Below are 25,210 nucleotides of genomic sequence, written 5' to 3' on the forward strand. Positions count from 1 at the left end.
GCCGTAGCGAAACCGCGCACCCCACCGATAGCGTTCACACTCTTGACGAACTTCATTCTCACGGGGAGTCCACAGTGAAGCGCCGCACCCTGCCCGTCACTGCCGCGCTCGCCGCCTCCGCAGCCTTGCTACTAACGGCTTGCGGCGGCGGGGATTCGAAAGCCACCGACAAGATCGCCGGCGCCGACAGCGGCGACACGAAGGCGTCGGCCTCGCCAAGTGCCGGCAACACGGCCGACAGGCCCAAGATCACGCTGCCGAGTGATCTGACCGACACCTTCGAAAGCTGGAAGACCGGAGACTCAACCAAGGACGCGGTCCTCGAGGACGTCGCCCAGCGGATCAACGCGACCAACTACGCCATCACACAAGGCAATCCCGAACTGCCGACGCTCAGCTTCTACTACAGCGGCGGCGCACTGGCGGACGCCAAGGACTGGGTCGAGTCCATCACGAAGGACGGTTACTCGATCACCGGCACCAACCGCTACTACAACGCCAAGATCGATGTATTCGACTCGGCGTCGGCGGGAGTCGTGTACTGCGAGGACCAGAGCAAGGCCTTCGCGAAGGTTCGCAAGTCAGGCAAGATCATCAAGACGCCGGTAAACGACGATTCATACGTCATCTACACGACACGCATCGAAAAGAACAAGCAAGGCGTATGGCCGACGACAAAGCTCACTTCGCAGAGGGGTAGCAAGTCGTGCACGCCGTGACACCCAACAGCCGATACATCGTGGCGGGGCTGCTCTCAGGAGTTCTTGTTCTCACCGTCCCGGGAACGGCGTCCGCGACCTGGCCGCCGAGTAAAGGCTCTCAGGGCAGCACCAAGCAGAGCGGTAGCTCCAACGCCGGCACGCTCGTTTCCAGGGTGACCTATTCCGGTTCGGTGCGCTCGAGCGGCAGCGGTACCGCCGTGCAGCCCGTCACCGACTGGACCCCGCCCGCGTGCTGGTACGAGCCCTGCTCGGTCGCGGAGTTCAAGAACTACGTCGAGACGATGTACACGGACACGATCAACACTCCCGGCCAGGCCAATTACGCCAAGGCCGCGGTCGGCGAGTTCCGTGGCATCTACAAGGACGGCAAGTACAAGAACTACAACGAGGACAAGGCTGACGATGGGAACTGGTGGGTCGCGGTCCAGAATCCCGACCGCCTGGACGACCCGGCCAGTTGGGAATGCAGCGACCTCCCCTTCTGGGTGGCGAACAACGACGCCCCCCGAGTCCCTCAAGCCGTCACCCCGAAGATCCTGGCCGAGGCCGCCTACGACGCGATTCAGCTTCCCGACACCAAGGTCGCCCACGCCCCCGCGAACATCACCAAGGTCAACCTCGCCACCTGGGCCTGGCTGGACAAGGCCGACTTCAAGGTGGTCTCGGTCACCGCGTCACTCAATGTCGGCGGCCTCAACATCCAGGCGACGACCACGGCCAAGCCGATCTCCCTGAAACTCGAGCCGGGCACCAGCGACGCCGAGACCTATCCTGCTTCCGGCGTGTGCACCCTGAACTCCGACGGCTCGATCGGTGAGCAGTACGCCAAGGGCAAGGCCGATCAGACACCGCCCTGCGGCATTAAGTACCTGCGCTCGTCCGGCGACGGCGCCTACCACCTGAAGGCGACCATCACCTGGCAGATCAACTGGTCGGGAACCGGGGGTGCGGGCGGCGACCTGCCGGACGGCACCTTCGGAACGACCCAGGACATCAAGGTCCAGGAAGCCCAAGCCGTGAACCGCTGACGGGATACATCTCCAATCATGGACAGGAAAAGCCTCGCCGGACGCATACAGAGCCGTCTCGGTGTCCCCGCCGAGTGTGCCGCCTGGTGCAGGATCGGCAGAATCCCCACGCCTCCGAAGGACGTGCACCGGGCGGCCGGGGACGGACCGCTCAGGCCCGCGCTCATCAGGCCGCTGGGTGCGCTCGGCATGGTCCTCTCCGGGCTCCTCTCCCCACTGATGCTCCTCTTCTTCCTTCTCTCGAAGGTTGCGGACGCTGAGGAGTGGCTGGGTGCCTCGGCGTCGGAACGCGCCAGGGCGCGAGCCAAGGCACGCGAGGCCAAGGAGGGGAAGGCCGCCGTCCGCGCCCACGGCCTCGACCAGGTCTTCGACGGCGACTGGAACAAAGCGGCCGGCCAGTTCCTGCTCCGCTGGTACGGCCACTCGTCGCACCACACCCGCGTCCTCGCCCTGACCCAGGACCGCATCGTCCTCGCCGCCCCGCCCAAGCGCGTGTCCGTACGACAGGAAGAACGACTTCGGGTCGTCGCCGACATTCCGGCCACCGAAGCGGTCGTGGAGGATCCCCTCGCCGGGCTGCACACGAGCGACCTGCTGCGTATCCGGTTCAGCGACGGATCGTGGCTCACGGTCGTCACCGAGGAGAGGCGGAGTGAGGTGCACACGCACGTGATGCAACAGCCCCGGCCGGGTAGCCACCGACGTACATCTGCTGATTGAGCACGACGCGATTCCCCCTTCGAACTGCCCCACGGGCCAAGCAATGCCTGTACCCGCTGGAACGTTCGCGCTGGCGAAGCGAAGTTCTTGAAGATAACGTTGGTATCTCTTGACGAACTTCTGACTCGCGGGGGAGTCCACTCTTGAAGCGCCGCCGAACGCTGCCGCACGCGCGTTGCAGCGAAGCACACGCCGCGAGCGCGCTGAGCGCCAGGCAGTCGGCCGCCGTCAACTCTGGGCGCGGAGGGGAATCGGCGCATGGCTGACCGGCTGGTCGTGGACGGCGGCGAACTCGCCCATTTCATGAAACTCCTCAACAAGTCAAGTAGTTCGCTGAAGGGGCTGCGCAAAGCCCTGAGCGATGCCACCGTCACGGGGCTGGGCACGGACGACCTGGACTCGGCCTGCGAGGACTTCCAGGACGACTGGAAGTACGGGACCGAGGAGATCGGCAAGCAGACCGAGGACCTCGCCAAGATCATCGGTGAGAGCAAGAAGAGTTACGAAGAGGTCGACAAGGCCCTGGAAGAGGCCTTGAAGAAGTCAAAGAGCAGCGGCGCAGAGGGGAAGAAGTGACGTACACGCCGGGCCTCGAACAGCCGCCGTACGCCAACTCCCCAGCCACTCGGGACGGCAACCTGCCCCAGGGCCTGAAATCCTCTCCGCCCATCCCGAACCCGAACTATCCGCACCTGGGCTTCAACCCGACTCCGGGTGACACCGACACCGTCCACGACCTCTACACAAAGCTCGGCAACTGCGCCAAGGTCCTGGAAGAGTCGCATGGGCTCGTCACCAAGCTGATGGACGGCAGCTACTGGGAGGGGGACGCTGCCGTGGCCTTCCGTGAGCAGATCGAAGGAGGCCCCCTCCCGCTCAATCTGAAGAACGCGGCCCACTCCATTCGCAAAGCCGCTCGCCAGCTCAACAGCTGGGAGGGCGAGCTCGAGGAGTTCCAGCGCCGGGCCAAGAAGCTTGAGCAGGAGGCCAACGACGCGCAGGACGCCCTGGACGCGGCGCAGGGGAACGCGTCGAAGGCCAAGAACGACCCCGGCCTCAAAGGCAAGGGAAGCGAGCACGACAAGGCCCAGAAGTCCCTGACTCATGCCAACACCGCAGTGGAAACGGCCCAGTCCGAGCTCGACAAGATCATCGGTCGCGCGAAGAAGCTCGCCGAAGAACACGAGGAAAAGGCGCGCTACCGCGCCGGAAAGATCCGCGAAGCCACACAGAAACTGGCACCGCACGAACCCGGCTGGCTGGAGGAATTCGGCGACTGGTTCACCGAAAACCTGCCCGACATCCTGAGTTTCACCGCGGGTGTCATCGGCCTGGTGGCGCTGTTCGTGGCGACCGGCGGTGTGGCCGCGGCCGTCCTGCTGCTCACGGCCGCCGCGCTGAGCGCGACCGCTCTCACCATGCGGCTGAGTGACTCCGAGGTGCTCGCCTCCCTGAAGGACGGCTTCACCAACGGGGAGTTCGACTCCGACTTCTGGGGCAATGTGGTCAGCCTCGGTGGCGACGTTCTAGGCGCCGTTCCGGGTGTGGGCGCCGTGGGCCTGGGCGCCCGTGGAGCGGTGAACGCCCTGCGAGCCGGCGAGGAGGCGGTCACCCTCGGGAAGGTGCTGACCACGTTCGGGAGTGAAACGCTGACGCACGCCAAGGCGATCACGGGCCTCGGAAATCCCGCGTTGGACCTCGTGGTGCGTGGAGCGCGGGACTCGGCGCGGGCCGGTGAGATCGTGGAGATCACCTCGGCTTCGCTCGGTGCCGTGACCGCAGGGTACGGACTGGTGTCCAGCGCTTGGGACGCCCTGGACAATGACGGCGCCAAGGACAGTGGCACCGGAGTCGACGGTGTGCGAAGCGTCCTGGACGGCGGTGCCTTGATCGACCTCGCACGGCATGTGTTCTGAATCGAAGAGCAAGAGAGAGCCCATATGAACCCCGCGGACCATCCCACAGCCTGGGAGCACCCTCCGACCCGGCGCGCCTGGGGCAAGCAGCTGGTGATGAACGTACTGGCTCTCCTCGCCTGGATCGCGCTGTGGTTCGCCCTGCTGGCCGTTCTGGCGGTGATCCTGGGGCCCGGATACGCGATCGTCGTCGTGCCGTTCCTGATCTACAGCTTCTACCGGGCCTTCCTGCAGTTCTTCGTCCTCTCCGCTGTCTTCCGGATGCGTCGGGTCCTCCAGGTGTACCCGTGGCAGCTGTCCCACGAAGTGCGGTACGGCCTCACCAAGCGGACCGATGTCGTCGGCAGGCAGTTCGGCTGGTTCGAGTTCCCGAACCCGGCCCGGCCGGAGGAAGCGCTGCCCATGGTGTTCGGCCGGCACTGGGGAGTCGGCTGGTGGAGCCGCCGTATGTCACCCCGTGCGGCATCGGAGCTCAAGGCACAGATCGGCGAGGTGTGGTTGGCCGGCGACCCCCGTTTCATCGGGGTGCTGGCCGCGCCCGCGTCCGACGGGTCGATGCCGCGCCGCTTCCGTTTCCTTCGTCAGCAGACCGGGTCGGACGGAGGACTTCGCGGCGTCGCCGACTGGGGTGCCACCGCCGAGGACGTCGAACGCGGTCGTCGGGCCGGCATTGTGCCCGCCCGTCCCTGAATTCCGACACCGACGAAACCTTCGAAGAACATGGACACAGCACCCAATCTCATCATCGACGATTCGGCCAGTGACCCGAACGCCGGAATCTGGTTCGCCGTGCCTGGCGGTTTCACGGAGCTACCCATCGACGTTCTCCTCGCCAGTCCCGCTTCCGCCGAGGCGGACCGGCTCCGTCAGACGCTGTCCCCCCTGGTCGAGGCCATCCCCGACGGAGTCACCAGGCAGCAGTTCATCGCTCAACTGGCATCGGGACAGCAGCTCCTCCGCGCTCTGCGGGAAGTGGGCACCGTGCACTGCGCTCTGGGCGTCCACCGCGACGACATCGCGGAAGGCAGCGGCGGGACTCTGCACTCCCTCTTCACCGTGTCATGGCGGGACATCGCCTGGGCTCCACGGTCGGTGAGCGCGGCGCGGGCGGTGGCGACAGCCGAACACCATGCCCATGTCGAGTACCTGGACCTGCCCGGCGGACCGGCATCCATGGGTGAGACCGTGCGCACCCCCTCCCCCGAGTCCGGACTTCCGCCCACCCCACTGCTCCAGATCTACGCCTACCTTCCCCACCCGGACCACAAGCGCATGGCGGTTCTCACACTGAGCACCACCGCGGTGGAACGACGCGTCCAATACCGCGCGATCCTCCACAGCATCGCGGAACTCACCAGCTTCGAATCGCCTTTGGGCGAAGGGCAGAAAGAGCAATGAAGGAAGGGCGCCGGGCGCACGACGGACAGGGACCCGGCGCGCTGCACTCTCCTATGAGCTCGTAACACGATCTCGTCGAGCGTGGCTGCTCGGCCGTGACGTACGTGGTGTTGTGTCCACTGGCGGGCGGTGGGCAGCCTGCTGTGATCGTGGGCCATGACCTGTGGGCGCTGGTCGAGCCGTTGCTGCCGAACTGGCCACGGGAAGGCTTCCATGCCGAACCCGGTGCCGGCCTGGTAGAAACGCTTCGAAGAGGGAGGAACATGGGTGGCTTCAAGTGCGAGTGCGGCAACATCTTCAGCGGTTCCCACAACCCGGGTCAGCAGTTCCGCCTCGTCCCTGATGAGCTCTTCGACCAGATCGCATGGCCTGCTCTTGCCGATCTCGCCACACAGGAGCGGCAGCGTGCCGTGGAAGCGTCGTTCTCGTCGCTGTACGTCTGTGGCAACTGTGGGCGGCTTCACAGGGATGGCGGGAGCGGATCGATCATCTCGTACTCCGCCAAAGTCTCCCTACCCCGTATCTGGGCCGACTTCGCCCTGCGGGATGGCATCGGTCGAATTGTCCTCTGCCAGGACAGGAGCCTTGCGGACATCCGCCGCCAGAAGCTTCTCCTCAACCCGCCTTTGTCCGTGGTCCTCTACGACGAATCGGGTGCTGAGGCGTTGGGGGAGGCGGAGTTCGGCCTGGACGCTTCCGGCGGCTACGACGAATCGCTTTGGGCGGTCAGGCTGGATGATCGCCCCGCCTGAGGATTCGGTGCCGGGCTCGCGGGCTGGGTACGTAGGCCCGCGTCACGATCACGGGCGGGTCTTCTTGAGGCGTCTCCAGCAGTTGAGGCCGCAGGCAAGGGAGACGAAGGCGTCGTGCAGGTCGAGGCGTCGTTCCCAGCGCACCGCCAGGCGCTTGAAGTGCTGCAGGAGCGAGAAGGTCTGCTCGACGACGTAGCGGAGCTTGCCCAGGCCCCTGATGTTCGGTGCACCCTTGCGCGAGATCACTGGCGATCAGCCCTTGGCCTGCTCGACCTGCCGGTTGTCCGGCTGCCCGTACGCTTCCTCGGCCTTGTTCAAGAAGCCTTTGCCCACGTCGGCATCTCCCCTCGCATTGCGGCCGGTCCTGCCCCGGCCGCCTCGTGGGACGGACCAGTCATGCCGTGTCCGGTTCACTGCGTATTGCCCCCGTTGGCAAGGAAGTTCACGCTGGCGAATCGAGAACCCCACAGATACCGTTTGTGTCCTTGACGAACTTCTGTCTCACGGGGGATTTGATGGTGAAGCGGCACCCATTTCCAGTCGCTGCCGCGCTCGTCGTCACCACGGCAGCGCGGTGGACCGCCTACGGGAACGACGGCGACGGATCTGCGCTCCTCCGGTGACTGCACGTTCAAGCTTCGGACGACGATCAGAAAGATCTCCTGGACAAGGGCCGGGAGCGCCTGCGGTGACCTGCCCGGCGGCTCCTGCGGGACCGCGCAGGATGTCACCGTCCAGGAAGTCCAAGCCGTCAACCGCTGATCACCACCGGGCGGCACACGGAGCTACCTGCCCGCCGCCCTACGGAAGAGACCGGAATCCGACATGAGTGACCTACGCCTTGAAGACACGATCTTCCAGGACCTGAAGAAGACCTTCTCGTCCATCAGCGACCGCATGGAGACGACCCGGCGCACGCTCCGCAGCGCGGACGCCTCGGCTGTCGGCGAGCGGCAACTCGTCGAAGACGTGCAGGACTTCGCCGACGACTGGAGCTACGGCATCAAGCAGCTCGGCAAGCACACTCACGGTGCCGTGAAGATGATCAACAAGATCGGCGAGAGCTTCGGCAAGCTGGACCTGGACCTGGCCGAGTCCCTCAAGGCCCCGAAGCAGAAGGGCAAGTGACGTGGCTGGGCAACGGCCTGCCTTCCCCCACATAGGCTGGGACCCCACGCCGGGCAGCGTGGAGGACACCCAAGACCTCGCCAAGCAGCTCGGCAAGCTGGCCGGTGAACTGGGGACGGCGCTGCACGAGCTGGAGCGCATCGAGTGCGGGGCCTGGAAGGGCAAGACCGCGGTCGCGTTCACCGAGTACATCGGCAAGGACGTCACCCCACTCGTCCGCAAGAGCCACGACTCCTTCGACAAGGCCTCGCGCGCGCTCCACCGCTGGGCCGCCGACCTCCAGGACTTCCAGGAACGAGCGGACCGGCTGGAGAAGAGCGCCGGGGAGAAACTCGACGCCAAGGCAGAGGCCCAGGGCAAGGCCGGCAGTGACGGCAGCACGGAACTGGGCAAGGCGTCCAGCGCGGTGGACGGGGTGATCCAGAAGGTCCACGAGCTGGAGGAGGACTACCGGGCGGCCGCCCGCCAGATCAGCAAGGAGCTGGACAAGGCCGGCGACATCGCTCCCGACGAGCCCGGCTTCTGGGACAAGCTCGGGCACGGGATCACGAACGCGTGGGACGCCACGGGGGACTGGCTCAAGGAACACGCCGATCTGATCAAGGAAATCGGCGACATCCTCAGCGACGTCACCGCGATCCTCGGCGTACTGGCCATCATCACCCTGCCCTTCGAACCGCTCGGCGCGATCTTCGGTGCCGCGGCCGTTCTCACCAGCGGGATGGCGCTGCTGGCCCACTCGGTCGCCAAGGCGAGCGGTGCTGACGTCAGCTGGCTCACCATGGGCACGGACGCGCTGGGACTGCTGCCAGGTATCGGCCTCTTGGGTAAGGGCGCCAAGGTGGCCAGCAAGGCGGCCGCGGCCGAGAGGATCGCGGAGTTCGGCAGCGGCTTCAAGGTGTCCGGCATCGAGCGCGCCTTCAACGTGATCGCAACGGGCGACATGGCAAAATCGGTCAAGGGCGGTATCGGCCTGCTGGGTAGAAGGATCGTCCTGGGCGGTGCGGGGAAGGACCTCGGACTGCTGTCCCATGAGAGCGGTGCAATGAGCCGCCTGGCCGGGCTCGCCGAGGCCGGATATCACCAAGGCCAATGGCTCGGTACCAAGGGTCTCGCGCTCGCGGGCGAGAAGTTCACAGTCGACCCGTTGAGCAAACTGGGCAGAGGGATCGACGTGGCAGGCAAGGTGCTTCCCAAGGGAATCAGCATCGGCCTGCACAGCGGTGACTCGGCCAATCCGGGAGACAGTCTCCAGCAATCCGCCACAGCACATTGAGGCACGAGAAGATGACGAGATGGCAGCCTGACCCCGACGAGACCCTGCTCGCGCGCTGCGGAGTGAGTTTCGCCACCGGCGTCGCCACACCTGTGTCCGGGATGCGCTGGTTCAGGGACACGGCGCGACGGGACATCCAGGACGAGCTGCCGGGCTGGCCGGCGGGTCCGGAATTCACCGCCCGCGCCAAGAGCGAGAGCCGCCTGCGTGAGGGGGGCAAGTTCGGCGCTCGCTTTCTGCTCGTGGCGACCCTCGGCGTCCTCGAATCGCTGGCCGGGTCGGGCAGCACAGGAAACGTCTCGCGGCTCGGACAGCCCGAGGAGCCGGAGAACGAGGTCGAGGACTTCCCCGTCATGTGGGCGGCCCCCGGAAGCCTCGCCCGTACCCTCCCGTGGCAGCTCGACCCCGGACGCCGTCCCGACACCGATCGAACCCACCTGGTGGTGACAGACCGGCGGGTCCTCGTCCTCGGACTGCTGGACGACAAGAACGCCCCCCATGACGAGGTCCTGTGGGAGACCGACCGGTCCAACATCAGTACCGTGAAACGGATGAAGTTCAGCCAGTACAAGGTGGACTTCAAGCTCGTGTTCGCCGACGGATCATGGAGTCGCCTCGCGGGTTGGAACACCAACTGCCGTGACGATGTCACCCGGCCCCTGGCCACCAGTCCTGAACTGGTGTCCGGCGACGCGCTGACAGAGGGGCAACAGCGAACCGTCGCGGAGTTGCTGGAGCGCCAGAAGGGACCCGGCGATCTCGTGATCAGTCGTCGGCCGAGCGGCCACTTTCTCGCCGACTATATGAGGACCGGCACGATCGATCCCGACTACGGAATCAGCAGCGACTTCTGCCTGATGGGCGCCAACGGCGAAGACGTTCCGTTCCAAGAAGGCGACCTCTAAACCGGATTGGAAGCGGAAACCCAGTGACCACGCCTCTCATAACGGTCGAAGCGGATGTCCCTCCCCTGACGTTCGACATCCCTGACGGCTTCTTCACCCTCCCGCTGGCAGCCGAGCCCGAGGCGCGGACCGCGCTGTCCGACGATTTCGTCCGGGACCTCTACTCCCAGGGGGACGAAGCGCTGTGGACCCCGGCCGCCCCGTACTACGCGGCCCTGGCCGAGCAACTGGCCCTCAGCGGTGTTTCGTATTCGGCGCTGGGCTTGTTCTCCACCGAAGACGAGGGCGTCGTCCAGTGCGCCTTCACCGTGGCAGCGGTCGAAACCGACCATGCGGACCCGGACGCGGCGGCACACGGGATCCTGGTCGCCCTCTCCCGTGATCCGAACCACGACGTACGCTGGATGGACCTCCCCTGTGGCCCCGCGGTCTCGTGCGTAACCATGCGCGAGGTGACGCTCTCACCGGAACTCACTGCCGACCACACGGAGAAACAACTCCTGACCGGGCAGATCCAGGTCCATGTCCCGTTCCCGACCGGCCCCTACACCGCCGTATTCACGCTTCACACGGCTTCCACCGAATACTGGAACGAGTTCTGCGACGGAGCGGTGGGGATCCTACGGACGGTGTCCTTCCCTTCTCCTGAAAACGACACGGGCTCAGCAGGACAAGGCAACGGAGGATCCAACGAGCCAGCCTTGGAGAACTAGCCGCCATGGACTGGTACGCCTTGTGCAGGCGTCCCGAGAAGAAGCAGTTCGGAAGGCCGGGCGGCTGCCGCCGAGTAGCCGACGCGACTCAAGGACACCTGTAGAGGCCGCACGACACAACGCCCGGCCTCTTCAGGTGTCCGATCCGCTCTCTTCCGGTGCGTCAGCCTTTGGCTGTTCGACGACGAAGGATCCCTTGCCTCGCACGGTGACGATCAGGCCGCGCTCGCGCAGTTCCTGTGCGGCACGGCGTGCAGTGAGACGTGCCACTCCGTACTCGTCGCTCGCACCCTCCAATGGCTGCGCCTCCTCTTCGCCCCCGGTACCGGGAAACGGCGCCGCCGTCCTCACCGCCCACCGTTCCCCCACGTCCACTTCACCCTCGTACGCTGCCCCCTCACCGCCGAGGCCTCGCGCCTTCCCCACCGGTCGCCGTACGGCCTGGCCACTCTCCTCGACGGCGCCGAGTCCGCCCTTGTCCGCCCCTACCTCACCGTCCACGAGCGCGAGGCCGCCCTCCAGCAGCGCCGCCGCCTCGCCCTCGTACTCGCCGCCGACTTCGGGATCGACCTCGACCAGCACGTGATCGGCGCGCCGGAGGTGGCCGCGTGAGGGAACAGCCAAACAGCCACGCGCACGCCCCGACCTCCCCCCGCCTCCTCCCCTGGCCCACCCCCGAAGGCAAACCGTGTTACCTGGTCACGGACAACAACGGCGGGTATCTCTCCCGCCTCGCCGACGACCTGGAGACCGCCCGGCTCGCCACCGGCCCCGACGTCCTGGGCCGTGCCCGCCAGGTGCTGGACGACCCGATGTCGCCGTACACCGAGGTCCGCTACGCCGGCATCCGCCTCGCCGAGTGCCTCACCGACACGCTGCGCGTCGCCGACTCCCGGGGCAGGCGCTTGGTCGTACCGGACGACGAGGAGGACCGCGAAAGCACCAACGGGCAGGCACCGCATAGCGCAGGGAGCGAACTACGGTCGTAGCCGCGACGCATCGAAGGAGTTCACCGGTCACGGCCGCTCACGCCGCCGAACCGACAGCAACCGTCCGCCCCTGACCGACGCACTCCAACTCCTCGACTCCACCGACCGCCGCTCCCGCCTCACCCTGCGCGTCTACAAGGTCGGCGCGCAGGGTGAGGTGACCGAGGACCGCAGCAAGCTCGAGATCCTGGCCTGCGGACGCACCTAAGCGGCTCCGTGCACATCGACATACCCGCCGTGCACCTACCCGAGATACAAGGCACCGCGATAGCGAAACGGAACTCGCCACTCACGGCAGTCGGGCACAGCGCCCCGACGCGTCCGAGGTCGTCATCCGTTCAGGCATGATCAGGACACAGGTCACACCTCCGTGCACCCCATGCGCCCGGAATTATCACCATTCACAGGGGAGTTCGCTGTGGCGAAACCGAGAACCTCCCCGATAGCGTCGGCTCTCTTGAATGGACTTTTGTCTCACGGGGAGTTCACTGTGAAGCGCCGTACCTTGCCCGCCGCTGCCGCGCTGGCGGCAACCGCAGCACTGCTGTTGACCGCCTGCGGCAGTGGGGACGACAAAGCCAGCGACAAGGACAAGATCGCCGGCGCCGACCAGGGAACGAAGATGCCGACGGCTTCGGCATCCGCTTCGGGAGCACCGGCAGAGGACAAGCCGGACGGTGTGGACCTGTCCCTGCCCAAGGACATGAACCTGGTCTTCGACTGGGCCGAGCCGAAGGACAAGAACGAGACTGCGGCGATGGAGGATGCCGCAAACTTCATGCGCTCCATCTACCGGGGCGTCGACAAGCGATCGACCAAGGACGCGTCCCTGGCCGCGTACGCCACCGGCGACGGGCTCAACTACGCGACCGTCCAGATCGACGAGTGGATCAAGGGTGGCTGGACCGCCACTGGTACGCGCCGCCACTACGACGCCACCACCCGTTCCGCCTCCAACGGCACCTCGGTAGAGGTCGATTTCTGCTCGGACACGAGCAAGTTCTACGGCAAAGAGGTCAAGACCGGAAAGGTCCTGAAGACCAAGCCCAGCCTCAAGGACTACGGCTACTACAAGATCATCATGGTCAAGGTCGCCACGGGTGAGAGCCTCTGGCAGGCGTCCAAGGTGTATGTCGAAACGGGGGCGAAGCAGTGCCAATGAACGGACCGGCGAGATGCAGCGCCACTACAAGGACGAGTACGGGTGGACCGACACCCCCGGCTACAAGGACTACAACATCGACAAGGACGGCGACGGGACGTTCTGAGCCGCGGCCGCATGTCCCGCCGCGGTCCAACCCATGCGCGGATCCGGCTCGGTGGTGGGACACGGAGTTGAACAGCATTCGAATCGGACGGGCAGGAGCCACGCCCCGCTCATACGATCCACCGCAGTGACTTCGTGATCGAGTCGCAGAGTTTGCGCATGGGGCCTGCCACTCCGCTGAGTGATACCGCGAACGTCAGGGCGAGATAGCCGACGCCACCGGGCCCGTGATCGCCCACACAGGGGCAGGTTCGCTCTGGCGAACCCACCGGCCGTACCGATAGCGTCGGATCTCTTGGACGTTACTTTGCTTCACGGGGGTTCAATCTTGACGCACGGTGTCGCACTGCCGACTCACGAAGGGTCCGCCTCATGACAGACCTCGGGGTGGACTACGCATACCTCTACACGATCAAGCGCGACCTGAAGACCGTGCGCAGAGAATTCAAGGAGTGCTCGTCCCATCAGGAGGACATGCGGGACGAGTACGGATCGGAGCTGGTCGCCGGTGCCATGGAGGACTTCACCGACAACTGGGACGACCACCGCAAGGAACTCCTCGGCAACATCGACCAGGTCGGCAAGATGGTCGAACAGTCGATCAAAGGGTTCGAGGACCTGGACCAGGAACTCGCGAACGTCAACAAGCCGAAGAAGAAGTAGAGGACGCCTGCCGTGGCTCGACGCCCTGTCGACTGGTCCCCGATCGCCGAATCCGACCCCGTGCCCGGTGACCCGGATGCGGTCCGGGACGAGGCCGACCGACTGAAGAAGATCGCCGAGACGCTGGAACGGCAGGTGACGAAGCTGCGCCAGCTCGGCAAGGACGAGAACATCAAGGGCAAGTACGCGAACGCTCTTCGCGACCAGGCCGACGAACTGGCAGGCCGCTTCGACAAGACCAAGGGGCGCTACAGCAAGGTTTCAGGACATCTGCGCAAGTGGGCCGACGAACTGGAGCACGCCCAGGGAGAAGCCCAGAGGGCTCTCGACAAAGCGAAGGCGGACGAGAAGAACGAGGACACGGTCAAGGATGCGAAGGAGCAGCTCAGCAAGGCAGTTGGCCACAGTTACACGCATGCTCTGGAAGCCCGCACACGGATTCGCTCGGCCATCGACGACGAGATCGAGGACAGCCTCTGGGACGATGCGGTGGGCTGGGCGAAGGACCATGCGAAAGGGTTCAAGCTCTTTCTGGATGTGCTCAGCTGGATCGGTACCATCGCCGCGATCGTGGCCATCTGGGTTCCCGGTCTCAATCTGATCGTTCTGGGCATCGGCATCGCGGTGGTCCTGGGCAGATTCCTTCTCGTCAAGGCCGGCGAGGCGACCTGGATGGATCTGGCCTTCGATGCCTTCGGGTTGCTCACGATGGGTGCCGGAAAGGCCGCCCTGGCCGGGCTCAAGGGCGCCAACGTAGCTACCCGGACGGCCTCCACCGTCAGCCGGACCGCGAAGCTGAAGGACGGTCTCCTGGCCACCAGGTCGATGCGCAACCAGCTTGCCAACCGACTGGCTGGTGCCAGTGATGACGCGACCCGCGCGGCTGTCCGGGAAGAGATGAAGGCGCTGCGCAAGGGAATCGCCGGACGCGTCGGCAAGGTTTCCCATGAGCTGCCTCAGCCGACGAAGCTCTCCAAGGCTCTTCACCTGGGAGATGACGAACTCGCGGCGCTGGGCCAGAATGTCAGGTCCAACGTGAACAGGTTCGGCGACAGGATTCCGGCGGGTACGAAGCTGGCGGGTCAGGCCAGCTACGGTGCGGCAATGGCAGCGACCTATGGGGGCGCCGCAGCAGACTGGGGCGACAAGTTGCTGGGCGACAACGACACTTCCAATGCCGTCAGCGATGGCCTTGGGATTCCGCACAAGCCGAGTGCCGACTGGTACAACGACTTCAAGGCAAGCCATGGCGTCACTCATCAGTCCTCGGCCTGGTAGCGGGGAGGGGATGCATACGTGACCGCTCAATCCAGCGTAGGTCAGGAAAGTGGCGACGCTCTGCAGGCCACCGGTCGGCTCAAGGTCGTACGTGCTGTCATCGTCACCCCTCTTGTCTTTCTGGCAGTGGCGATCATCGGCGCCGTACTCATCTCGTCCGGCGTCCTTCCGAGGTCATTGAGTCCGGTGCTTCGTATCGCCGGTCAGACGCTCCCGATTCTTGCGACGCTCGCGCTCGCGGGTGGAGTGATCATCGCGCATCGGCGGCGACAGTGGGTCAAGGAGATGGCCTTCCATTTCACCGCTGGCGGTATTGTTCAGATCGTACCGTTGTTCATGCTGATGCATCATCATCCAGCCTTCCTGGCCTTGTCCTTCGCACCAGGGGCATTCGTCGCCGCTTACTCGGTCCTCGAACGCAGAAACCAGGTAGATGTCTCCGAATGACACCGGAAACGTGATCGGCTACACCCTTTTCCTGCCGCCGGGCTGGGCGAAAGTACCTCTTCGCGAAGGCACCGCAGAGGCGGTAAAACGCATCGTCGACGACGCGGCACTGAGACACTCCTCCGAGCTACCCAAAGACCGTCTCGTCGAGGCCCGGCTCGAACTGCACAGAAAACTCAACGGTGTTGTGGAGGACGCGAGACGCCGCAATGGCATCGACCTCTACATCCCCGTGGAACCGGTGCACGGACGGATCACGCCCGCGTCTTTCATCGTGGCCAAGGTCGATACCGTCCTGGAGGACGGAGTCACCCGGCAAGAGGTGATGACCCGACTGGTCGGAGACTTCGACTTCACCGAACCGGTCGAGGTCCACGAGACGGTCGGCGTGCGCGGCGAGCGCGTGCTGGGCGTGAATCCTGGTAAAGGTATCGAAACCCCGTCGAGGCATGTCGACTACGTGCTCCCGGTCCCGTCCGAGGGAGCGAACTCCGAGTGGATCGTTGTCAGCTTCAGTACGGTCGGCGACGGCGACCCCAAGGGAGAATTCTCGGACCTCCTGGCGGAATTGTTCGATGCTGTGATGACCACCTTCCGATGGAGAACCGAATGAACATCCACTTCGCCCTGGACACGGACAGCGACCCGACGGTCTGGGTGGGACTTCCCCTCCTCGACGGCCGGGGCGCCTCGCGTGAACGTCGGAAGTGGGCCCGCAGGACCTCGGAACTGATCTGGAGCCTTGCCGACAGCGGTCCCGACGACAAGAGGGAGATCAAAGAACTCGCGGGTCAGTTGGAAGCGACGGCGGAACTCCTCCCTCAGACGCTCCCGGTCCACCAGGCTTTCGCCTACATTCCGGACCCGCGCCGCGATTTCCTGACCTTCGTGACCCACATCGACGCCAGCGAGGGCGAGACCGAATCGGTCCTGTCCGAACTCGTCCAGGAGAACGCTCCCGGAGCGCTACAGGACCCCGAGGTGATCGAGTTCGACACCGATCGGTTGGGCCGCGGCAGACGCTCGATCCGGCACTTCGTATCACCCAAGGCCGAAGCCGTCTGCTGTTCCGTCAATTACGCGTGGCGGGTGGAGTCGCACGGCATCGACCTGGTCCTTCGCACCATCAGCGAGAACATCGGCTGGGTCACGGCCAACGTGGACGAATTCGACGAATTCGCCAGGAGTCTCCGGGTGATGAAGGAAGACGGCTGACCATCGATCACTGCGTGCGAGATGCGCTCACAAACCCCGTCGGTGCGGTGGCCGACCGCGCCATCGCACCGCCGTGACCTGACCCGTTCCTCTGCCGAGGTAACAATCAGCCTTTGGCCTGCCGGTCGTCCAGCTGCTCGTATGCTCGCCCTCGGCTCCACCGACCGCTCCCGCCTCACCCTGCGCGTCTACAAGGTCGGCGCGCAGGGTGAGGGGATCGAGGACCGCGGCAAGCTCGAGACCCTGGCCGGCGGACGCGCCGAACCGGCGCCGCTGACCTCGGCATACCCGACGTGCGGCTACCCGAGAGGCAAAGCACCTCGATAGTGCCCTGACTGCATAGGTTCGCCCGCATCCGCAGCGAGAAAGGTATCCGCTGGGGCGGACGCCCCCTCGCCGCTGCGGCCTGAGCACCCCGGCCAATCTTTCCGGTCACGCCATCAGGCGAGTTGTGGCGCGACCTCGGCTGCGATCCATTCCATCGCCTCCCCGACATGCTCAGCCGCAACTGGCAGCCACAGGGTGCAGGCAGTGAGTCCTGCCTCAGCGAGTTGCCCGAGGTCGTCGGTGACGCTCGCTGCCGTGGGCGTGGCGCCGCCGAGTGGCCGTCCCGGTGGCGGTACAGCCGCGGGGATGCCGGGCGGGGTGAGGAACGCGGCCGAGGCGAGGATGAGGTGGTCGGCCTCCCCTGCGTCCGTTGCGAGTTCGTGCAGCCGGCGTCGCACGTCGATGACCTCCGCGGGGTCGGCGCCGGTGCCGTACCAGCCGTCGCCGAACCGCAGCACGCGGCGCAGGGCGGCGTCGCTGTTGCCGCCGACCCACACGGGCGGGCCGCCAGGGGTGACCGGAGGAACTCCCAGGCGCGCGGCGCGCAGAGTGGTGAACGGCCCGTCGAAGTCGGCGGGGCGCCGGGTCCACAGGGCCCTGGCGGCAGCGAGGTGGTCGTCTGTGCGCGCGCCGCGCTCGCGGGGCTGTACGCCGACGGCGTTGAACTCGTCCGGGTTCCAGCCAGTGCCGACGCCCAGGATCAGCCGACCGCCGGACACGACATCCAGGGTGGCCGCCTGGTTGGCGAGCACCAGCGCCGGGTAGTACGGGGCGACGAGTACGGACGTCAGCAGCCGTAGGTGCGTCGTGGCGCCCGCGACGGCCGCCAGCAGGACGAGCGGGTCGGTGTCGAGGCCGAACCCGCTGTCCAGGAGACGGTTGCCGACCGCGACGTGGTCGAAACCTAAGTCCTCGGCATGGCGCGCAGCACGGAGCACGCTGCCTCCGTCGTCGAGCGGCCAGCGCGGCTGGAGGGAGACGCCGAGGCGCAGCAGGGGCATGGGGCGACCTTTCGGTGGCGGTCAGGTGGCGGCGACAGGGCGAAAAAATCACCTGACAGCCCTGCCGCCACACCCCAACTCCCGTACTGCCTCGATTCATCCCACTGGAAGGCACCGGTCGCCCATCAGGGCGTGCGCCGGGGCCGATGCCTCACGGCAGCTGCGGCGTACAAACAACCCGGTGAACTGTCCCGGCCACAGCAATAGCGAAACGGAACTCGCACCTCACGGTGACCGGGCACAGCGTCCCGACACATCCGAGTCGTCATCCGTTCGGGCAAGATCAGGACACAAGTCACACCTCCGCTCACCCCATGCGCCCGGAATTGTCACCATTCACAGGGAAGTTCGCTCTGGCGAAACCGAGAACCTCCCCGATAGCGTCGGGTCTCTTGAATGGACTTTTTTCTCACGGGGAGTTCACTGTGAAGCGCCGCACCTTGCCCGCCGCTGCCGCGCTGGCGGCAACCGCAGCACTGCTGTTGACCGCCTGCGGCAGTGGGGACGGCAAAGCCAGCGACAACGACAAGATCACCGGCGCCGGCCAGGAAACGAAGACGCCGACGCCTTCGGCATCCGCTTCGGGAGCACCAGCAGAGGACAAGCCCGACGGCGTGGACCTGTCCCTGCCCAAGGACATGAACCTGGTCTTCGACTGGGCCAAGCCGAAGGACAAGAACGAGGCAGCGGCGATGGGGGATGCCGCGAACTTCGTCCGTGCCATCTACCAAGGCATCGACAAGCGCACGACGAAGACCGCGGCCGTGACCACCTACTCAACGGGCGACGGGCTCCGTTACGCGAAGGCTCAGATCAACAGCAGGCTCGACGGAGACTGGACGGCCACCGGGACCCGCCGACACTACGACGCCACCACTCGGTCCGCCTCCAACGGCAGCTCGGTGGAGGTCGACTTCTGCGTGGACTCCAGCAAGTTCTATACCAAAGAGGTCAAGTCCGGAAAGGTCCTGAAGAGCCAGCCCAGCATCGCGGACTTTGACTACTTCAGGATCGTCATGGTCAAGTACCCCACGGCCGAGGGCCTGTGGCAGGCGTCGAAGGTGTACGTCCAAGCGAAGGCGGCGAAGTGCCAGTGAAAAGGTCACTGCGTACGACCCTCACCACCGGCACGGCCGCCCTGACGCTGGTCTTCGGTGTCCTCGCCCTCGCGGAACCAGCCCACTCATCAGAGTTGCCGGGCAACACCACAGGTTCCAACAAGGAAGCGGGCGGCAAGGACGACACCAGCATCTACGCCGCCGCAAAGATCCAGTACTCCGGCGCCGTCACCAAGAGCGGCGGCACCGGAAACGTGACGTCCTCCGACGTCAACTGGACTCCGCCGCCCTGCTGGTACGCCCCCTACCTCGGCGCCAAGGACTTCAAGAAGAAGATGTCCGGGCAGATCGAGAGCGCCAAGAACACGCCCGGCATGGGCGGCACCGCGGGTGCGGCGATCGGCGAGATGCAGCGCCACTACGAGGACGAGTACGGCTGGACCGACACCCCCGGCTACAAGGACTACAACGTAGACAAGGACGGCGAGGGGATGTTCTGGGCCGCCGTCGAGAATCCCGACGAACCCGACATACTCAAGCGCAGCTCCTGCAACGACCTCCCCTTCTGGGTCGACAACGGCGACACCCCGCCGGCCCGGTACGAAGAGGCCATCAAACCGGAGATCCTCGCCGCCCTCGCGTACCAGCGCATGCAACTGCCCGACACCAAGGTGACCCTCGCGCCCGAGACCACCACCAAGGTGAACCTGCCGACCTGGGCCTGGCTCGACAAGGCCGTCTTCGACGAGGTCCAGGCCACCGCGGCCATCAACGTCCCCGGCTTCGGCATCCAGGCCACGACCACCGCGAAGCCGGTCTCCCTCAAACTCGAACCCGGCACCACGGACGCCGAGACCTTCCCCGCCTCCGGCCAGTGCGCCATCAACGCCGACGACTCCATCGGCCGGCCCTACGCCAAGGGAGACGCGGACAAAACACCGCCCTGCGGAATCAGGTACCTGCACTCCTCCGGTGACGGCGTCTTCAAGCTCCGGGCGACGATCACCTGGAAGATCTCCTGGACGGGCACCGGCGGCGCGGGCGGAGACCTGCCCGACGGCACCTTCGGAACCACGCAGGACGTCACCGTGCAGGAAATCCAAGCCGTCAACCGCTGATCAAGTGCGGGCGGACGAAAGAGCGCCGGTGTCGTTCAGGGTGCCCCTCGAAGGACTCACAGACGGCGAAGCAGAGCACTCCGCCTGAGCGTCACGACACCGTCAGCGTCCTGGCGATGCTGTCCGCGGCGTCCTCCATCTCCTCGTCGATGCCTGGCATCGTCCAGGAGACGAGAAGAACGAGGGCGTTATCGGTCTTCTCCGGGAGGACTCCGTAGGTGACTGTCTGCAGCAGCACTCCGGGACCGCGGCGGGACATGCCGTCCGCGGCGAAGTTCTGGCGGAGGCGCACGGCGGGGCCGATCGGCACGTCAGGGTGCGAGATGTGCGGAGGGCCGAAGTCATGTGCGCTGAAGGTGTCCGCCAGCCAGTCGAGAGAGAACCGCGGGACCGTGTCGTCGGGCCGGATGACCTCCACTTCCAGAAGGCCGAGGGCGGTGTCGAACCCGTCGGGGTAGAAGGCGAAGCCGTACAGCGGAGCACGGCTGCGGCTGTCCTCGGCCCAGCGCCGCAGGTCTTTGCGCAGGGCGCTGCAGTCCAGCTCGTAGCCCGCCGTGCCGCTCCGCTCGCACAGTTCCGTCGCGGTGCTCTTCGCCCACCTCTTGACGTCGTCCGACGGATCGAGCGGGTGCGGCACCCAGTCCGTCGGACAGACGATGCCGCAGGTCTGGATGTCACTCATGGGTGGCGTCACCGTCCAGCCAGGTGAGCGAGCCGGCCACCGCGTCGAAGAGTTCGATCACGGCGTCGGGGATCTGCACGAGCGGGGTGGAGAAGGTCAGGAGGAGGTGCATGTCACTGCCGGGGACGATCAGTCCGTAGTCCACCGTGACCGAGGGCAGCGCATAGTTCTCCTCTGCCGTCGGCGGCGCCGCGGGGGCCGCCTCAGGGTCTCGGCGGAGGCGGAGGGCCGTACCGGCCCCGAGCTCGACGAGCGAGGCGGTACGCCCGTCACCGCCGAGACCTGCGGCCAGTTCGCCCAGGGAGGACGGAGTGCTGCCCGGCTTCGGCGACGGCAGCAGCGTGGTCAACAGCGAGGCGGGAATCGTCAGCGCACCCGTGCGCTGCAGGCTGAGACAGAGCTCGATACCACCGGCGTCGTAGGCGTCGGTGGCGCGTTCCAGCATTTCCTCGCGCAGCAGTTGACGCAGGTGCGGCACGTCGTCCGTTCCGCTGAACTGCCGCTTCACCAGGGCGTCGACGGACCGCTCACGGCGCTCGGGTTCGAGCGCGACGCCGAAACCAGCCTTCCGGCAGCATGAGCCGGTAGTCGGAAGGGGGCGTGGGCGTGGTGGTCATGCTGTCTCCGGCTCGGCGGGGCGATCGAGCCGGAAGCGGCTCGTCAGACGGTGCGCTACGACCGGTACGAGTTCCGCGAGGATGGTGAGGGCCGCCAGCACGCCGGCCACCCGCCCCAGCGGCTGGTCGGAGCCGAGGCCCAGCAGCGGGATCAGGCTGAAGAGTGATACCACGATCGCCTCGCCGCCCCCCAGCACCGCCGAGTGCCAACTTGTCTCCTGGCGGGCCTCCTTGGCGTCAACCGGGGCCATCCATCGGGCGTCGGCCGCCATCGGGTGGTTCTGCCACCACCGGTCCGCCTCTCGGCTGTCGCGCGCCTTCTCGTCGGAGACGGGCAGTCCCGACGCGTCGGCCAACCGGGACCAGTTCTCGGCCCCTTTCGTCCCGGCGAACCACCATCGCCACGGCAGCAGGGCTCGTTCCGCGTTCTGCCGGTCCCGGAACTCCACGCCGAGCACGGCACCGGACGACGGCTCGACGAGTCGGACCAGGCGGGTCACGCCGTGACTCCCCGTCAGTGGGAGCCATCGCTCCGCACCCAGGGTGTTGGTGAGTACCACGTCTCCCGGGAGTACGCGTACGGCCGCCGTGTCGAGGAACCGGCGAGTGGCACCGGCACCGGCTTCAGGAGCGGGGACGACCAGTTCAGCTCCGGCGAGCAGAGGATCGCCGTGCGTGCGCACCCTTTGGAGCACTCTCAGAACCAGGTCGGCCCCGGGCACCAGGAGCAGGCCGACCGTCGCGACCAGCACGGTCCAGCGGCTGCCCCGTCCCAGCATGGGGACGACGAGAAAGAACACGAACCACACCAGCATGCCGAGGCCCCGGACCCAGCTGTGCCAGACCGGGAGATCCGCGTATCTCGCGGTCTCCGGCCGTCCTCCGGGTACCCGGTCGGTCTCGAAATGTCCGGCCGGCGCAGCACTGTCCTCCTCCATGGGCAGGCCCAGCTCCGCCACCAGCGCCCGCAGGCCCGTGCGTTCCAGGCACTCCTTCGGGCTCAGGTGGAGGAGGCCGATGAGTCCGGCTTCGGGAAGCCATTCCGCGAGAGGGACGCGCAGAACGGCGTGGCCCGCCGCCGTCAGGAAGTCGACCACTCCCCACCTGTCGGCGGAAGGGACTTTCGTCCCGGTGCCGGGCGGGGGGACGAACCGTGCGCGCACGATGCCGCCTTCTCCGACCGGAAAGCGACGCTCGTGCTGCGCGCGATCCCGCAGGACCAGTTCGGTCCCCTGGCGGTAAAACCGTGCGTGGCGCACGACGTCCGCCGCGTAGGAAGGTCTCATCCGCGGTCGCAGGGTCGGCACTCGCGCTTCGGTTCCGGAGACGGATCGACCAGCCATCACTCGTTGTCCAAGCATCCTTGATACCGGTGGCTGCCCACGTCCCGTCGTCCAGCGCGTCGGTGCCGATGAGATCCCCGACGTACTTGGTCAGGTCTCCCTTGTCCGCCGCGTCGATGAAGGATGCCACAGCCGTCGTGCCCTGCCAGATGTGGGTCTGCGCTTTGAAGGTGTCCATGGCGGCCTTCACCTCGACAGGCTCCGCACATTGGTCCCGTTGAAATCCGTGATCCCCTTGAAGCCCTACTTGGCTCCCTGGTATATCGCCTTGGGCCTGAAGGCCTCCTTGACGCGGGCCATGCCGGGGAACCACCCCTTGGGGGCACCGGCCAGGGCCTGCGCCCCCACCTTTCCGCGCAGTGCCCCGCCGCTCAGCCGGTTGGCGAGCTTCGACGCCTGGGTCTCGGCCCTCTTGAAGGCAGCGCTGCCGGACTTCGCCGCGACCCCCTCCATGGCTTGAGGGAATACCTCCGCTCATGGGCAGGACGACCCTGGCCGGACAGGTACGGAGCCGTCTCGGCGTTCCCGCCGAGTGCGCCGCCTGGTGCGTGATCGGCAAAATCCCCGAACCGCCCGCCGACGTACACCGGGCGGCTGGATCGGCGCCCCTGCGCCCCGCCGTCATAAGGCCACTAGGCGCGCTCGGGGTCGCGCTGGAAACACCACTGCTACTCATCGGCAAGTTACTGAGTCTCCTCGCAGCGGGAGAGGAGACTCTCCAGCGCATGCTCTCGACCAGCGGTGAGCAAGAACGCCACCGCGACGCGAAACTCGACAAGAGGCGGCGGAACGAGACCATCGTCGCACTCGGCCTGAACAAGACCTTCGACGGCGACTGGAGCGGGGCCGCCGGCCGGTTCCTGCTCCGCTGGTACAGCCACTCGTCACATCACGCCCGCGTCCTTGCCCTGGCCCAGGACCGCATCGTCCTCGCGGCGCCTCCAAAGCGACGGGAAGAACGGCTTGAAGTCATCGCCGAGATTCTGGGCACGGAAGCGACGGTCGAGGATCCCCTCGCCGGGAAGTACGTGAGCGACCGGCTGCGCATCCGGTTCGGCGACGGCTCATGGCTCACGGTCATCACCGAGGAGACGCCCAGCGACGTGCACATGTATGCGATGTGGCAGCACAGGAAGGACCGTTCCCCGCACACCGACTGCTGACGAACGAGACCGTCCTCGTCGCGTCCGGTTTTGTGAAGCTCACGTTCCCACCCATCGCAGCGAGTGGGCCATGGCTTCGCACAGATCGCCCATCGGCCCCGCGATACCGCTCAGTGGCAGAGCGAAGGCCAGGTGCAGATACCCGACGCCTCCCGGATCTCGGGCATCACCCAGCGAACGTTGATGTCGTCCGCGTGGATTGCCGGCGGAACGGCGTGGGTCGGTATGAACTCGGGCAGTTCGGTGTCGGTCGTCACGCGGGCCGGTCCTGATCGGGGATGGGGCGGTCGGCTGCCTCGGGAAAGAACTTTCGCGATGACGCGTACATCCCGTAGTAGGGGTAGAGAGACGGGATGTCCGCACCTCCCCGTCGGGCGATGCCCACGATTTTTCGGTAGAGACGAACCCGGCAGCGCATGTTCCGCACCGTGTGGTTGCGGAGATCGGGCAGGCGAAGCAAGAAGACGCCCACCGAAAAGGCGATCAACAGCAATGCGTCAACAGCGATGAAACCCATTTGGAACGCGCGGGACTTCTCGGAGGCAACCAGGTCCCAGAACGGCCAGGCCCCGAACCCCAGAACGAGGATCGGGATCGCGAGGAGACATCCGAGGACACTTCCCTTTTCCGTGTCCTCACGCCTCTGGAAAAGCAACCAGTGCACAGCCCGGTCGTCGAGGAAGTCGAACCGCACCTCCCGTCCGTACTGTTCGGCAGCAGCCTTCGCGGCCGGAACCGCGGCGATGACCGACGAGTGGACCATCTCCCGAACGGTCCCTGAGTCATCTACGAACGTCTCGGAATCAAGGGCGTTGTAATCAGCCACGAGTCGGTTCTCCTCACCCAACGGGTGCCAAGGCGGCATGGAACGGCGTCGAAGTGGGGCTTGGCTGCGGAGTCTTCGGTGCCGACGGCTTCGCACTGCTGGAGGGGCTTGGCGTCGGCCCCGGGCTCGGACTCGGCTGGGGCCGGCTCCCACTGGGTGCGGTGGCCTTGTCGTCGCCATCGCTTCCGCCGAACCCCGCGATGCCAAGCTGCACCCCGAGATTGGCCACCGCGCCACCCTTGATGAAGCGGGTGAGGACCTCGGGTTCGAAGCCGACCTCCGGAAGCAGGTTGATGCCCCTCTTCGAAAGAATCTTGGAGGCCAAGGTGACGCCCTTGTTGATGTTCTTCACGGCGAAGCCATTGGTGAAGGCCGTCCCGATCCCCTCTCGGGCGGCCAACAGGCGCAGTCCCTTTGCCGCCTTGAGGCCCTTGAGTGCACCGAGCCCGGGGAAGATGCCCAGGACATCCATGCCGATGGCCAGAAAGATGACGGTCTCCGCAAGACGGACAAACTGCAAGCGCGGTGGGGGGGAGGGAGAGCCCCCCCCCACCCCAATCCCCCCCCCAAAGGGGGACTTCCTCACCCCTTGTCCTCTTTCCCCCCTGGTTTTCCCACTTCTCTTCCACCTCTCTTTTCCTTTTCCTGAAGTCCAAAA

At 66.0% G+C, this 25,210-nt stretch carries 33 protein-coding genes; 23 read left to right on the plus strand and 10 right to left on the minus strand.

What is annotated here, in order from left to right; translation table 11 throughout:
• Positions 1-74: 74 nt before the first annotated feature.
• From ACZ5K7_RS32280 to ACZ5K7_RS32315, 8 genes are all read left to right on the plus strand, one after another.
• Positions 75-719, plus strand: coding sequence for a hypothetical protein (locus ACZ5K7_RS32280; RefSeq protein ID WP_468918779.1), 645 nt, complete (start codon positions 75-77; stop codon positions 717-719).
• 155 nt (positions 720-874) lie between these two features.
• Positions 875-1,750: a hypothetical protein gene (locus tag ACZ5K7_RS32285; RefSeq protein ID WP_468918781.1), complete on the plus strand. Its 876-nt coding sequence runs from the start codon at positions 875-877 to the stop codon at positions 1,748-1,750.
• Positions 1,751-1,768: 18 nt separating this feature from the next.
• On the plus strand, positions 1,769-2,470 hold the full coding sequence (locus ACZ5K7_RS32290) for a hypothetical protein (protein ID WP_468918784.1): 702 nt from the start codon (positions 1,769-1,771) through the stop codon (positions 2,468-2,470).
• Between the two features lie 258 nt (positions 2,471-2,728).
• Complete coding sequence (locus tag ACZ5K7_RS32295) at positions 2,729-3,046, plus strand: hypothetical protein (RefSeq protein WP_450972818.1); 318 nt, start codon at positions 2,729-2,731, stop codon at positions 3,044-3,046.
• The gene (locus ACZ5K7_RS32300; RefSeq protein ID WP_468918787.1) at positions 3,043-4,386 is read left to right on the plus strand and encodes a putative T7SS-secreted protein; all 1,344 of its coding nucleotides are present in this window, start codon (positions 3,043-3,045) and stop codon (positions 4,384-4,386) included. The genes ACZ5K7_RS32295 and ACZ5K7_RS32300 overlap by 4 nt, the downstream gene beginning before the upstream one ends.
• 24 nt (positions 4,387-4,410) lie before the next feature.
• The gene (locus ACZ5K7_RS32305; RefSeq protein WP_468918790.1) at positions 4,411-5,076 is read left to right on the plus strand and encodes a hypothetical protein; all 666 of its coding nucleotides are present in this window, start codon (positions 4,411-4,413) and stop codon (positions 5,074-5,076) included.
• Positions 5,077-5,106: 30 nt separating this feature from the next.
• Positions 5,107-5,784 carry a hypothetical protein gene (locus ACZ5K7_RS32310; RefSeq protein WP_468918793.1) on the plus strand — a complete coding sequence of 226 codons (678 nt, stop codon included), beginning with the start codon at positions 5,107-5,109 and terminating at the stop codon, positions 5,782-5,784.
• A 95-nt stretch (positions 5,785-5,879) separates the two neighbouring features.
• A complete protein-coding gene (locus ACZ5K7_RS32315; RefSeq protein ID WP_468918795.1) occupies positions 5,880-6,536 on the plus strand; it encodes a hypothetical protein in 657 nt (218 codons plus the stop codon).
• A 48-nt stretch (positions 6,537-6,584) separates the two neighbouring features.
• On the opposite strand, the gene ACZ5K7_RS32320 is transcribed toward ACZ5K7_RS32315, so the two are convergent.
• Positions 6,585-6,782: a hypothetical protein gene (locus ACZ5K7_RS32320; protein ID WP_468918797.1), complete on the minus strand. Its 198-nt coding sequence runs from the start codon at positions 6,780-6,782 to the stop codon at positions 6,585-6,587.
• A gap of 579 nt (positions 6,783-7,361) precedes the next feature.
• On the opposite strand from ACZ5K7_RS32320, the gene ACZ5K7_RS32325 reads away from it, so the two are divergent.
• Genes ACZ5K7_RS32325 through ACZ5K7_RS32340 form a run of 4 tightly spaced genes read left to right on the plus strand, consistent with a single transcriptional unit; the run spans position 7,362 to position 10,558 of the window.
• Positions 7,362-7,664 (plus strand): hypothetical protein, encoded by a 303-nt coding sequence (locus ACZ5K7_RS32325; RefSeq protein ID WP_351694109.1) that lies wholly within the window; start codon positions 7,362-7,364, stop codon positions 7,662-7,664.
• 58 nt (positions 7,665-7,722) lie between these two features.
• Positions 7,723-8,940, plus strand: a complete 1,218-nt coding sequence (locus ACZ5K7_RS32330) for an enoyl-CoA hydratase/isomerase family protein (protein ID WP_468918800.1) — start codon at positions 7,723-7,725, stop codon at positions 8,938-8,940.
• Between the two features lie 11 nt (positions 8,941-8,951).
• Complete coding sequence (locus tag ACZ5K7_RS32335; protein ID WP_468918803.1) at positions 8,952-9,845, plus strand: hypothetical protein; 894 nt, start codon at positions 8,952-8,954, stop codon at positions 9,843-9,845.
• Between the two features lie 23 nt (positions 9,846-9,868).
• A complete protein-coding gene (locus ACZ5K7_RS32340) occupies positions 9,869-10,558 on the plus strand; it encodes a hypothetical protein (RefSeq protein WP_468918806.1) in 690 nt (229 codons plus the stop codon).
• A gap of 132 nt (positions 10,559-10,690) precedes the next feature.
• On the opposite strand, the gene ACZ5K7_RS32345 is transcribed toward ACZ5K7_RS32340, so the two are convergent.
• Positions 10,691-10,909: a hypothetical protein gene (locus ACZ5K7_RS32345; RefSeq protein ID WP_468918871.1), complete on the minus strand. Its 219-nt coding sequence runs from the start codon at positions 10,907-10,909 to the stop codon at positions 10,691-10,693.
• 257 nt (positions 10,910-11,166) lie between these two features.
• On the opposite strand from ACZ5K7_RS32345, the gene ACZ5K7_RS32350 reads away from it, so the two are divergent.
• From ACZ5K7_RS32350 to ACZ5K7_RS32385, 8 genes are all read left to right on the plus strand, one after another.
• Positions 11,167-11,547: a hypothetical protein gene (locus ACZ5K7_RS32350; protein WP_468918809.1), complete on the plus strand. Its 381-nt coding sequence runs from the start codon at positions 11,167-11,169 to the stop codon at positions 11,545-11,547.
• A 490-nt stretch (positions 11,548-12,037) separates the two neighbouring features.
• Positions 12,038-12,709 (plus strand): hypothetical protein, encoded by a 672-nt coding sequence (locus tag ACZ5K7_RS32355; protein ID WP_468918813.1) that lies wholly within the window; start codon positions 12,038-12,040, stop codon positions 12,707-12,709.
• Between the two features lie 477 nt (positions 12,710-13,186).
• Positions 13,187-13,477 carry a hypothetical protein gene (locus ACZ5K7_RS32360; protein ID WP_468918816.1) on the plus strand — a complete coding sequence of 97 codons (291 nt, stop codon included), beginning with the start codon at positions 13,187-13,189 and terminating at the stop codon, positions 13,475-13,477.
• Between the two features lie 12 nt (positions 13,478-13,489).
• The gene (locus tag ACZ5K7_RS32365; protein ID WP_468918818.1) at positions 13,490-14,755 is read left to right on the plus strand and encodes a putative T7SS-secreted protein; all 1,266 of its coding nucleotides are present in this window, start codon (positions 13,490-13,492) and stop codon (positions 14,753-14,755) included.
• Positions 14,756-14,773: 18 nt separating this feature from the next.
• On the plus strand, positions 14,774-15,202 hold the full coding sequence (locus ACZ5K7_RS32370; protein WP_468918821.1) for a hypothetical protein: 429 nt from the start codon (positions 14,774-14,776) through the stop codon (positions 15,200-15,202).
• 10 nt (positions 15,203-15,212) lie between these two features.
• Entirely contained in the window at positions 15,213-15,815 is a 603-nt protein-coding gene (locus ACZ5K7_RS32375; RefSeq protein WP_468918824.1) for a hypothetical protein, read from the plus strand.
• On the plus strand, positions 15,812-16,417 hold the full coding sequence (locus ACZ5K7_RS32380) for a hypothetical protein (protein WP_468918826.1): 606 nt from the start codon (positions 15,812-15,814) through the stop codon (positions 16,415-16,417). The genes ACZ5K7_RS32375 and ACZ5K7_RS32380 overlap by 4 nt, the downstream gene beginning before the upstream one ends.
• A 141-nt stretch (positions 16,418-16,558) precedes the next feature.
• Complete coding sequence (locus ACZ5K7_RS32385) at positions 16,559-16,744, plus strand: hypothetical protein (RefSeq protein ID WP_468918829.1); 186 nt, start codon at positions 16,559-16,561, stop codon at positions 16,742-16,744.
• Between the two features lie 113 nt (positions 16,745-16,857).
• On the opposite strand, the gene ACZ5K7_RS32390 is transcribed toward ACZ5K7_RS32385, so the two are convergent.
• Positions 16,858-17,745, minus strand: a complete 888-nt coding sequence (locus ACZ5K7_RS32390; RefSeq protein ID WP_468918832.1) for a TIGR03619 family F420-dependent LLM class oxidoreductase — start codon at positions 17,743-17,745, stop codon at positions 16,858-16,860.
• Positions 17,746-18,170: 425 nt separating this feature from the next.
• Here ACZ5K7_RS32390 and ACZ5K7_RS32395 point away from each other — a divergent pair, with 425 nt between their 5' ends.
• Complete coding sequence (locus ACZ5K7_RS32395; RefSeq protein WP_468918834.1) at positions 18,171-18,842, plus strand: hypothetical protein; 672 nt, start codon at positions 18,171-18,173, stop codon at positions 18,840-18,842.
• Positions 18,839-19,921, plus strand: coding sequence for a hypothetical protein (locus ACZ5K7_RS32400; protein ID WP_468918874.1), 1,083 nt, complete (start codon positions 18,839-18,841; stop codon positions 19,919-19,921). Before ACZ5K7_RS32395 ends, ACZ5K7_RS32400 begins: the two co-directional genes overlap by 4 nt.
• Positions 19,922-20,012: 91 nt before the next feature.
• Here ACZ5K7_RS32400 and ACZ5K7_RS32405 read toward each other — a convergent pair whose 3' ends face one another.
• The 4 genes from ACZ5K7_RS32405 to ACZ5K7_RS32420 form a co-directional block, all read right to left on the minus strand.
• Positions 20,013-20,603 (minus strand): hypothetical protein, encoded by a 591-nt coding sequence (locus ACZ5K7_RS32405; RefSeq protein ID WP_468918837.1) that lies wholly within the window; start codon positions 20,601-20,603, stop codon positions 20,013-20,015.
• Entirely contained in the window at positions 20,596-21,081 is a 486-nt protein-coding gene (locus tag ACZ5K7_RS32410) for a hypothetical protein (RefSeq protein ID WP_468918839.1), read from the minus strand. Before ACZ5K7_RS32410 ends, ACZ5K7_RS32405 begins: the two co-directional genes overlap by 8 nt.
• Positions 21,082-21,216: 135 nt before the next feature.
• Positions 21,217-22,317, minus strand: a complete 1,101-nt coding sequence (locus ACZ5K7_RS32415; protein ID WP_468918842.1) for a hypothetical protein — start codon at positions 22,315-22,317, stop codon at positions 21,217-21,219.
• 489 nt (positions 22,318-22,806) lie between these two features.
• The gene (locus tag ACZ5K7_RS32420) at positions 22,807-23,016 is read right to left on the minus strand and encodes a hypothetical protein (RefSeq protein WP_468918845.1); all 210 of its coding nucleotides are present in this window, start codon (positions 23,014-23,016) and stop codon (positions 22,807-22,809) included.
• A gap of 95 nt (positions 23,017-23,111) precedes the next feature.
• Here ACZ5K7_RS32420 and ACZ5K7_RS32425 point away from each other — a divergent pair, with 95 nt between their 5' ends.
• Positions 23,112-23,726 (plus strand): hypothetical protein, encoded by a 615-nt coding sequence (locus ACZ5K7_RS32425; protein WP_468918848.1) that lies wholly within the window; start codon positions 23,112-23,114, stop codon positions 23,724-23,726.
• 110 nt (positions 23,727-23,836) lie between these two features.
• Here ACZ5K7_RS32425 and ACZ5K7_RS32430 read toward each other — a convergent pair whose 3' ends face one another.
• From ACZ5K7_RS32430 to ACZ5K7_RS32440, 3 genes are read right to left on the minus strand one after another with little or no spacing between them, the layout of a single operon-like run.
• Positions 23,837-23,983, minus strand: coding sequence for a hypothetical protein (locus ACZ5K7_RS32430; RefSeq protein WP_468918850.1), 147 nt, complete (start codon positions 23,981-23,983; stop codon positions 23,837-23,839).
• A complete protein-coding gene (locus ACZ5K7_RS32435) occupies positions 23,980-24,552 on the minus strand; it encodes a hypothetical protein (protein ID WP_468918853.1) in 573 nt (190 codons plus the stop codon). Before ACZ5K7_RS32435 ends, ACZ5K7_RS32430 begins: the two co-directional genes overlap by 4 nt.
• Before the next feature lie 13 nt (positions 24,553-24,565).
• A complete protein-coding gene (locus ACZ5K7_RS32440; protein WP_468918855.1) occupies positions 24,566-25,072 on the minus strand; it encodes a hypothetical protein in 507 nt (168 codons plus the stop codon).
• Positions 25,073-25,210 lie beyond the last annotated feature (138 nt).

This window comes from Streptomyces sp. NPDC031497 (genome assembly GCF_055580905.1).

Coding starts and splice junctions, on each gene's coding strand:
- ACZ5K7_RS32390 (WP_468918832.1), bottom strand. CDS start 17,745: ATGCCCCTGCTGCGCCTCGGCGTCTCCCTCCAGCCGCGCTGGCCGCTC.
- ACZ5K7_RS32325 (WP_351694109.1), top strand. CDS start 7,362: ATGAGTGACCTACGCCTTGAAGACACGATCTTCCAGGACCTGAAGAAG.
- ACZ5K7_RS32295 (WP_450972818.1), top strand. CDS start 2,729: ATGGCTGACCGGCTGGTCGTGGACGGCGGCGAACTCGCCCATTTCATG.
- ACZ5K7_RS32420 (WP_468918845.1), bottom strand. CDS start 23,016: ATGGAGGGGGTCGCGGCGAAGTCCGGCAGCGCTGCCTTCAAGAGGGCC.
- ACZ5K7_RS32405 (WP_468918837.1), bottom strand. CDS start 20,603: ATGAGTGACATCCAGACCTGCGGCATCGTCTGTCCGACGGACTGGGTG.
- ACZ5K7_RS32290 (WP_468918784.1), top strand. CDS start 1,769: ATGGACAGGAAAAGCCTCGCCGGACGCATACAGAGCCGTCTCGGTGTC.
- ACZ5K7_RS32380 (WP_468918826.1), top strand. CDS start 15,812: ATGAACATCCACTTCGCCCTGGACACGGACAGCGACCCGACGGTCTGG.
- ACZ5K7_RS32385 (WP_468918829.1), top strand. CDS start 16,559: ATGCTCGCCCTCGGCTCCACCGACCGCTCCCGCCTCACCCTGCGCGTC.
- ACZ5K7_RS32310 (WP_468918793.1), top strand. CDS start 5,107: ATGGACACAGCACCCAATCTCATCATCGACGATTCGGCCAGTGACCCG.
- ACZ5K7_RS32335 (WP_468918803.1), top strand. CDS start 8,952: ATGACGAGATGGCAGCCTGACCCCGACGAGACCCTGCTCGCGCGCTGC.
- ACZ5K7_RS32305 (WP_468918790.1), top strand. CDS start 4,411: ATGAACCCCGCGGACCATCCCACAGCCTGGGAGCACCCTCCGACCCGG.
- ACZ5K7_RS32360 (WP_468918816.1), top strand. CDS start 13,187: ATGACAGACCTCGGGGTGGACTACGCATACCTCTACACGATCAAGCGC.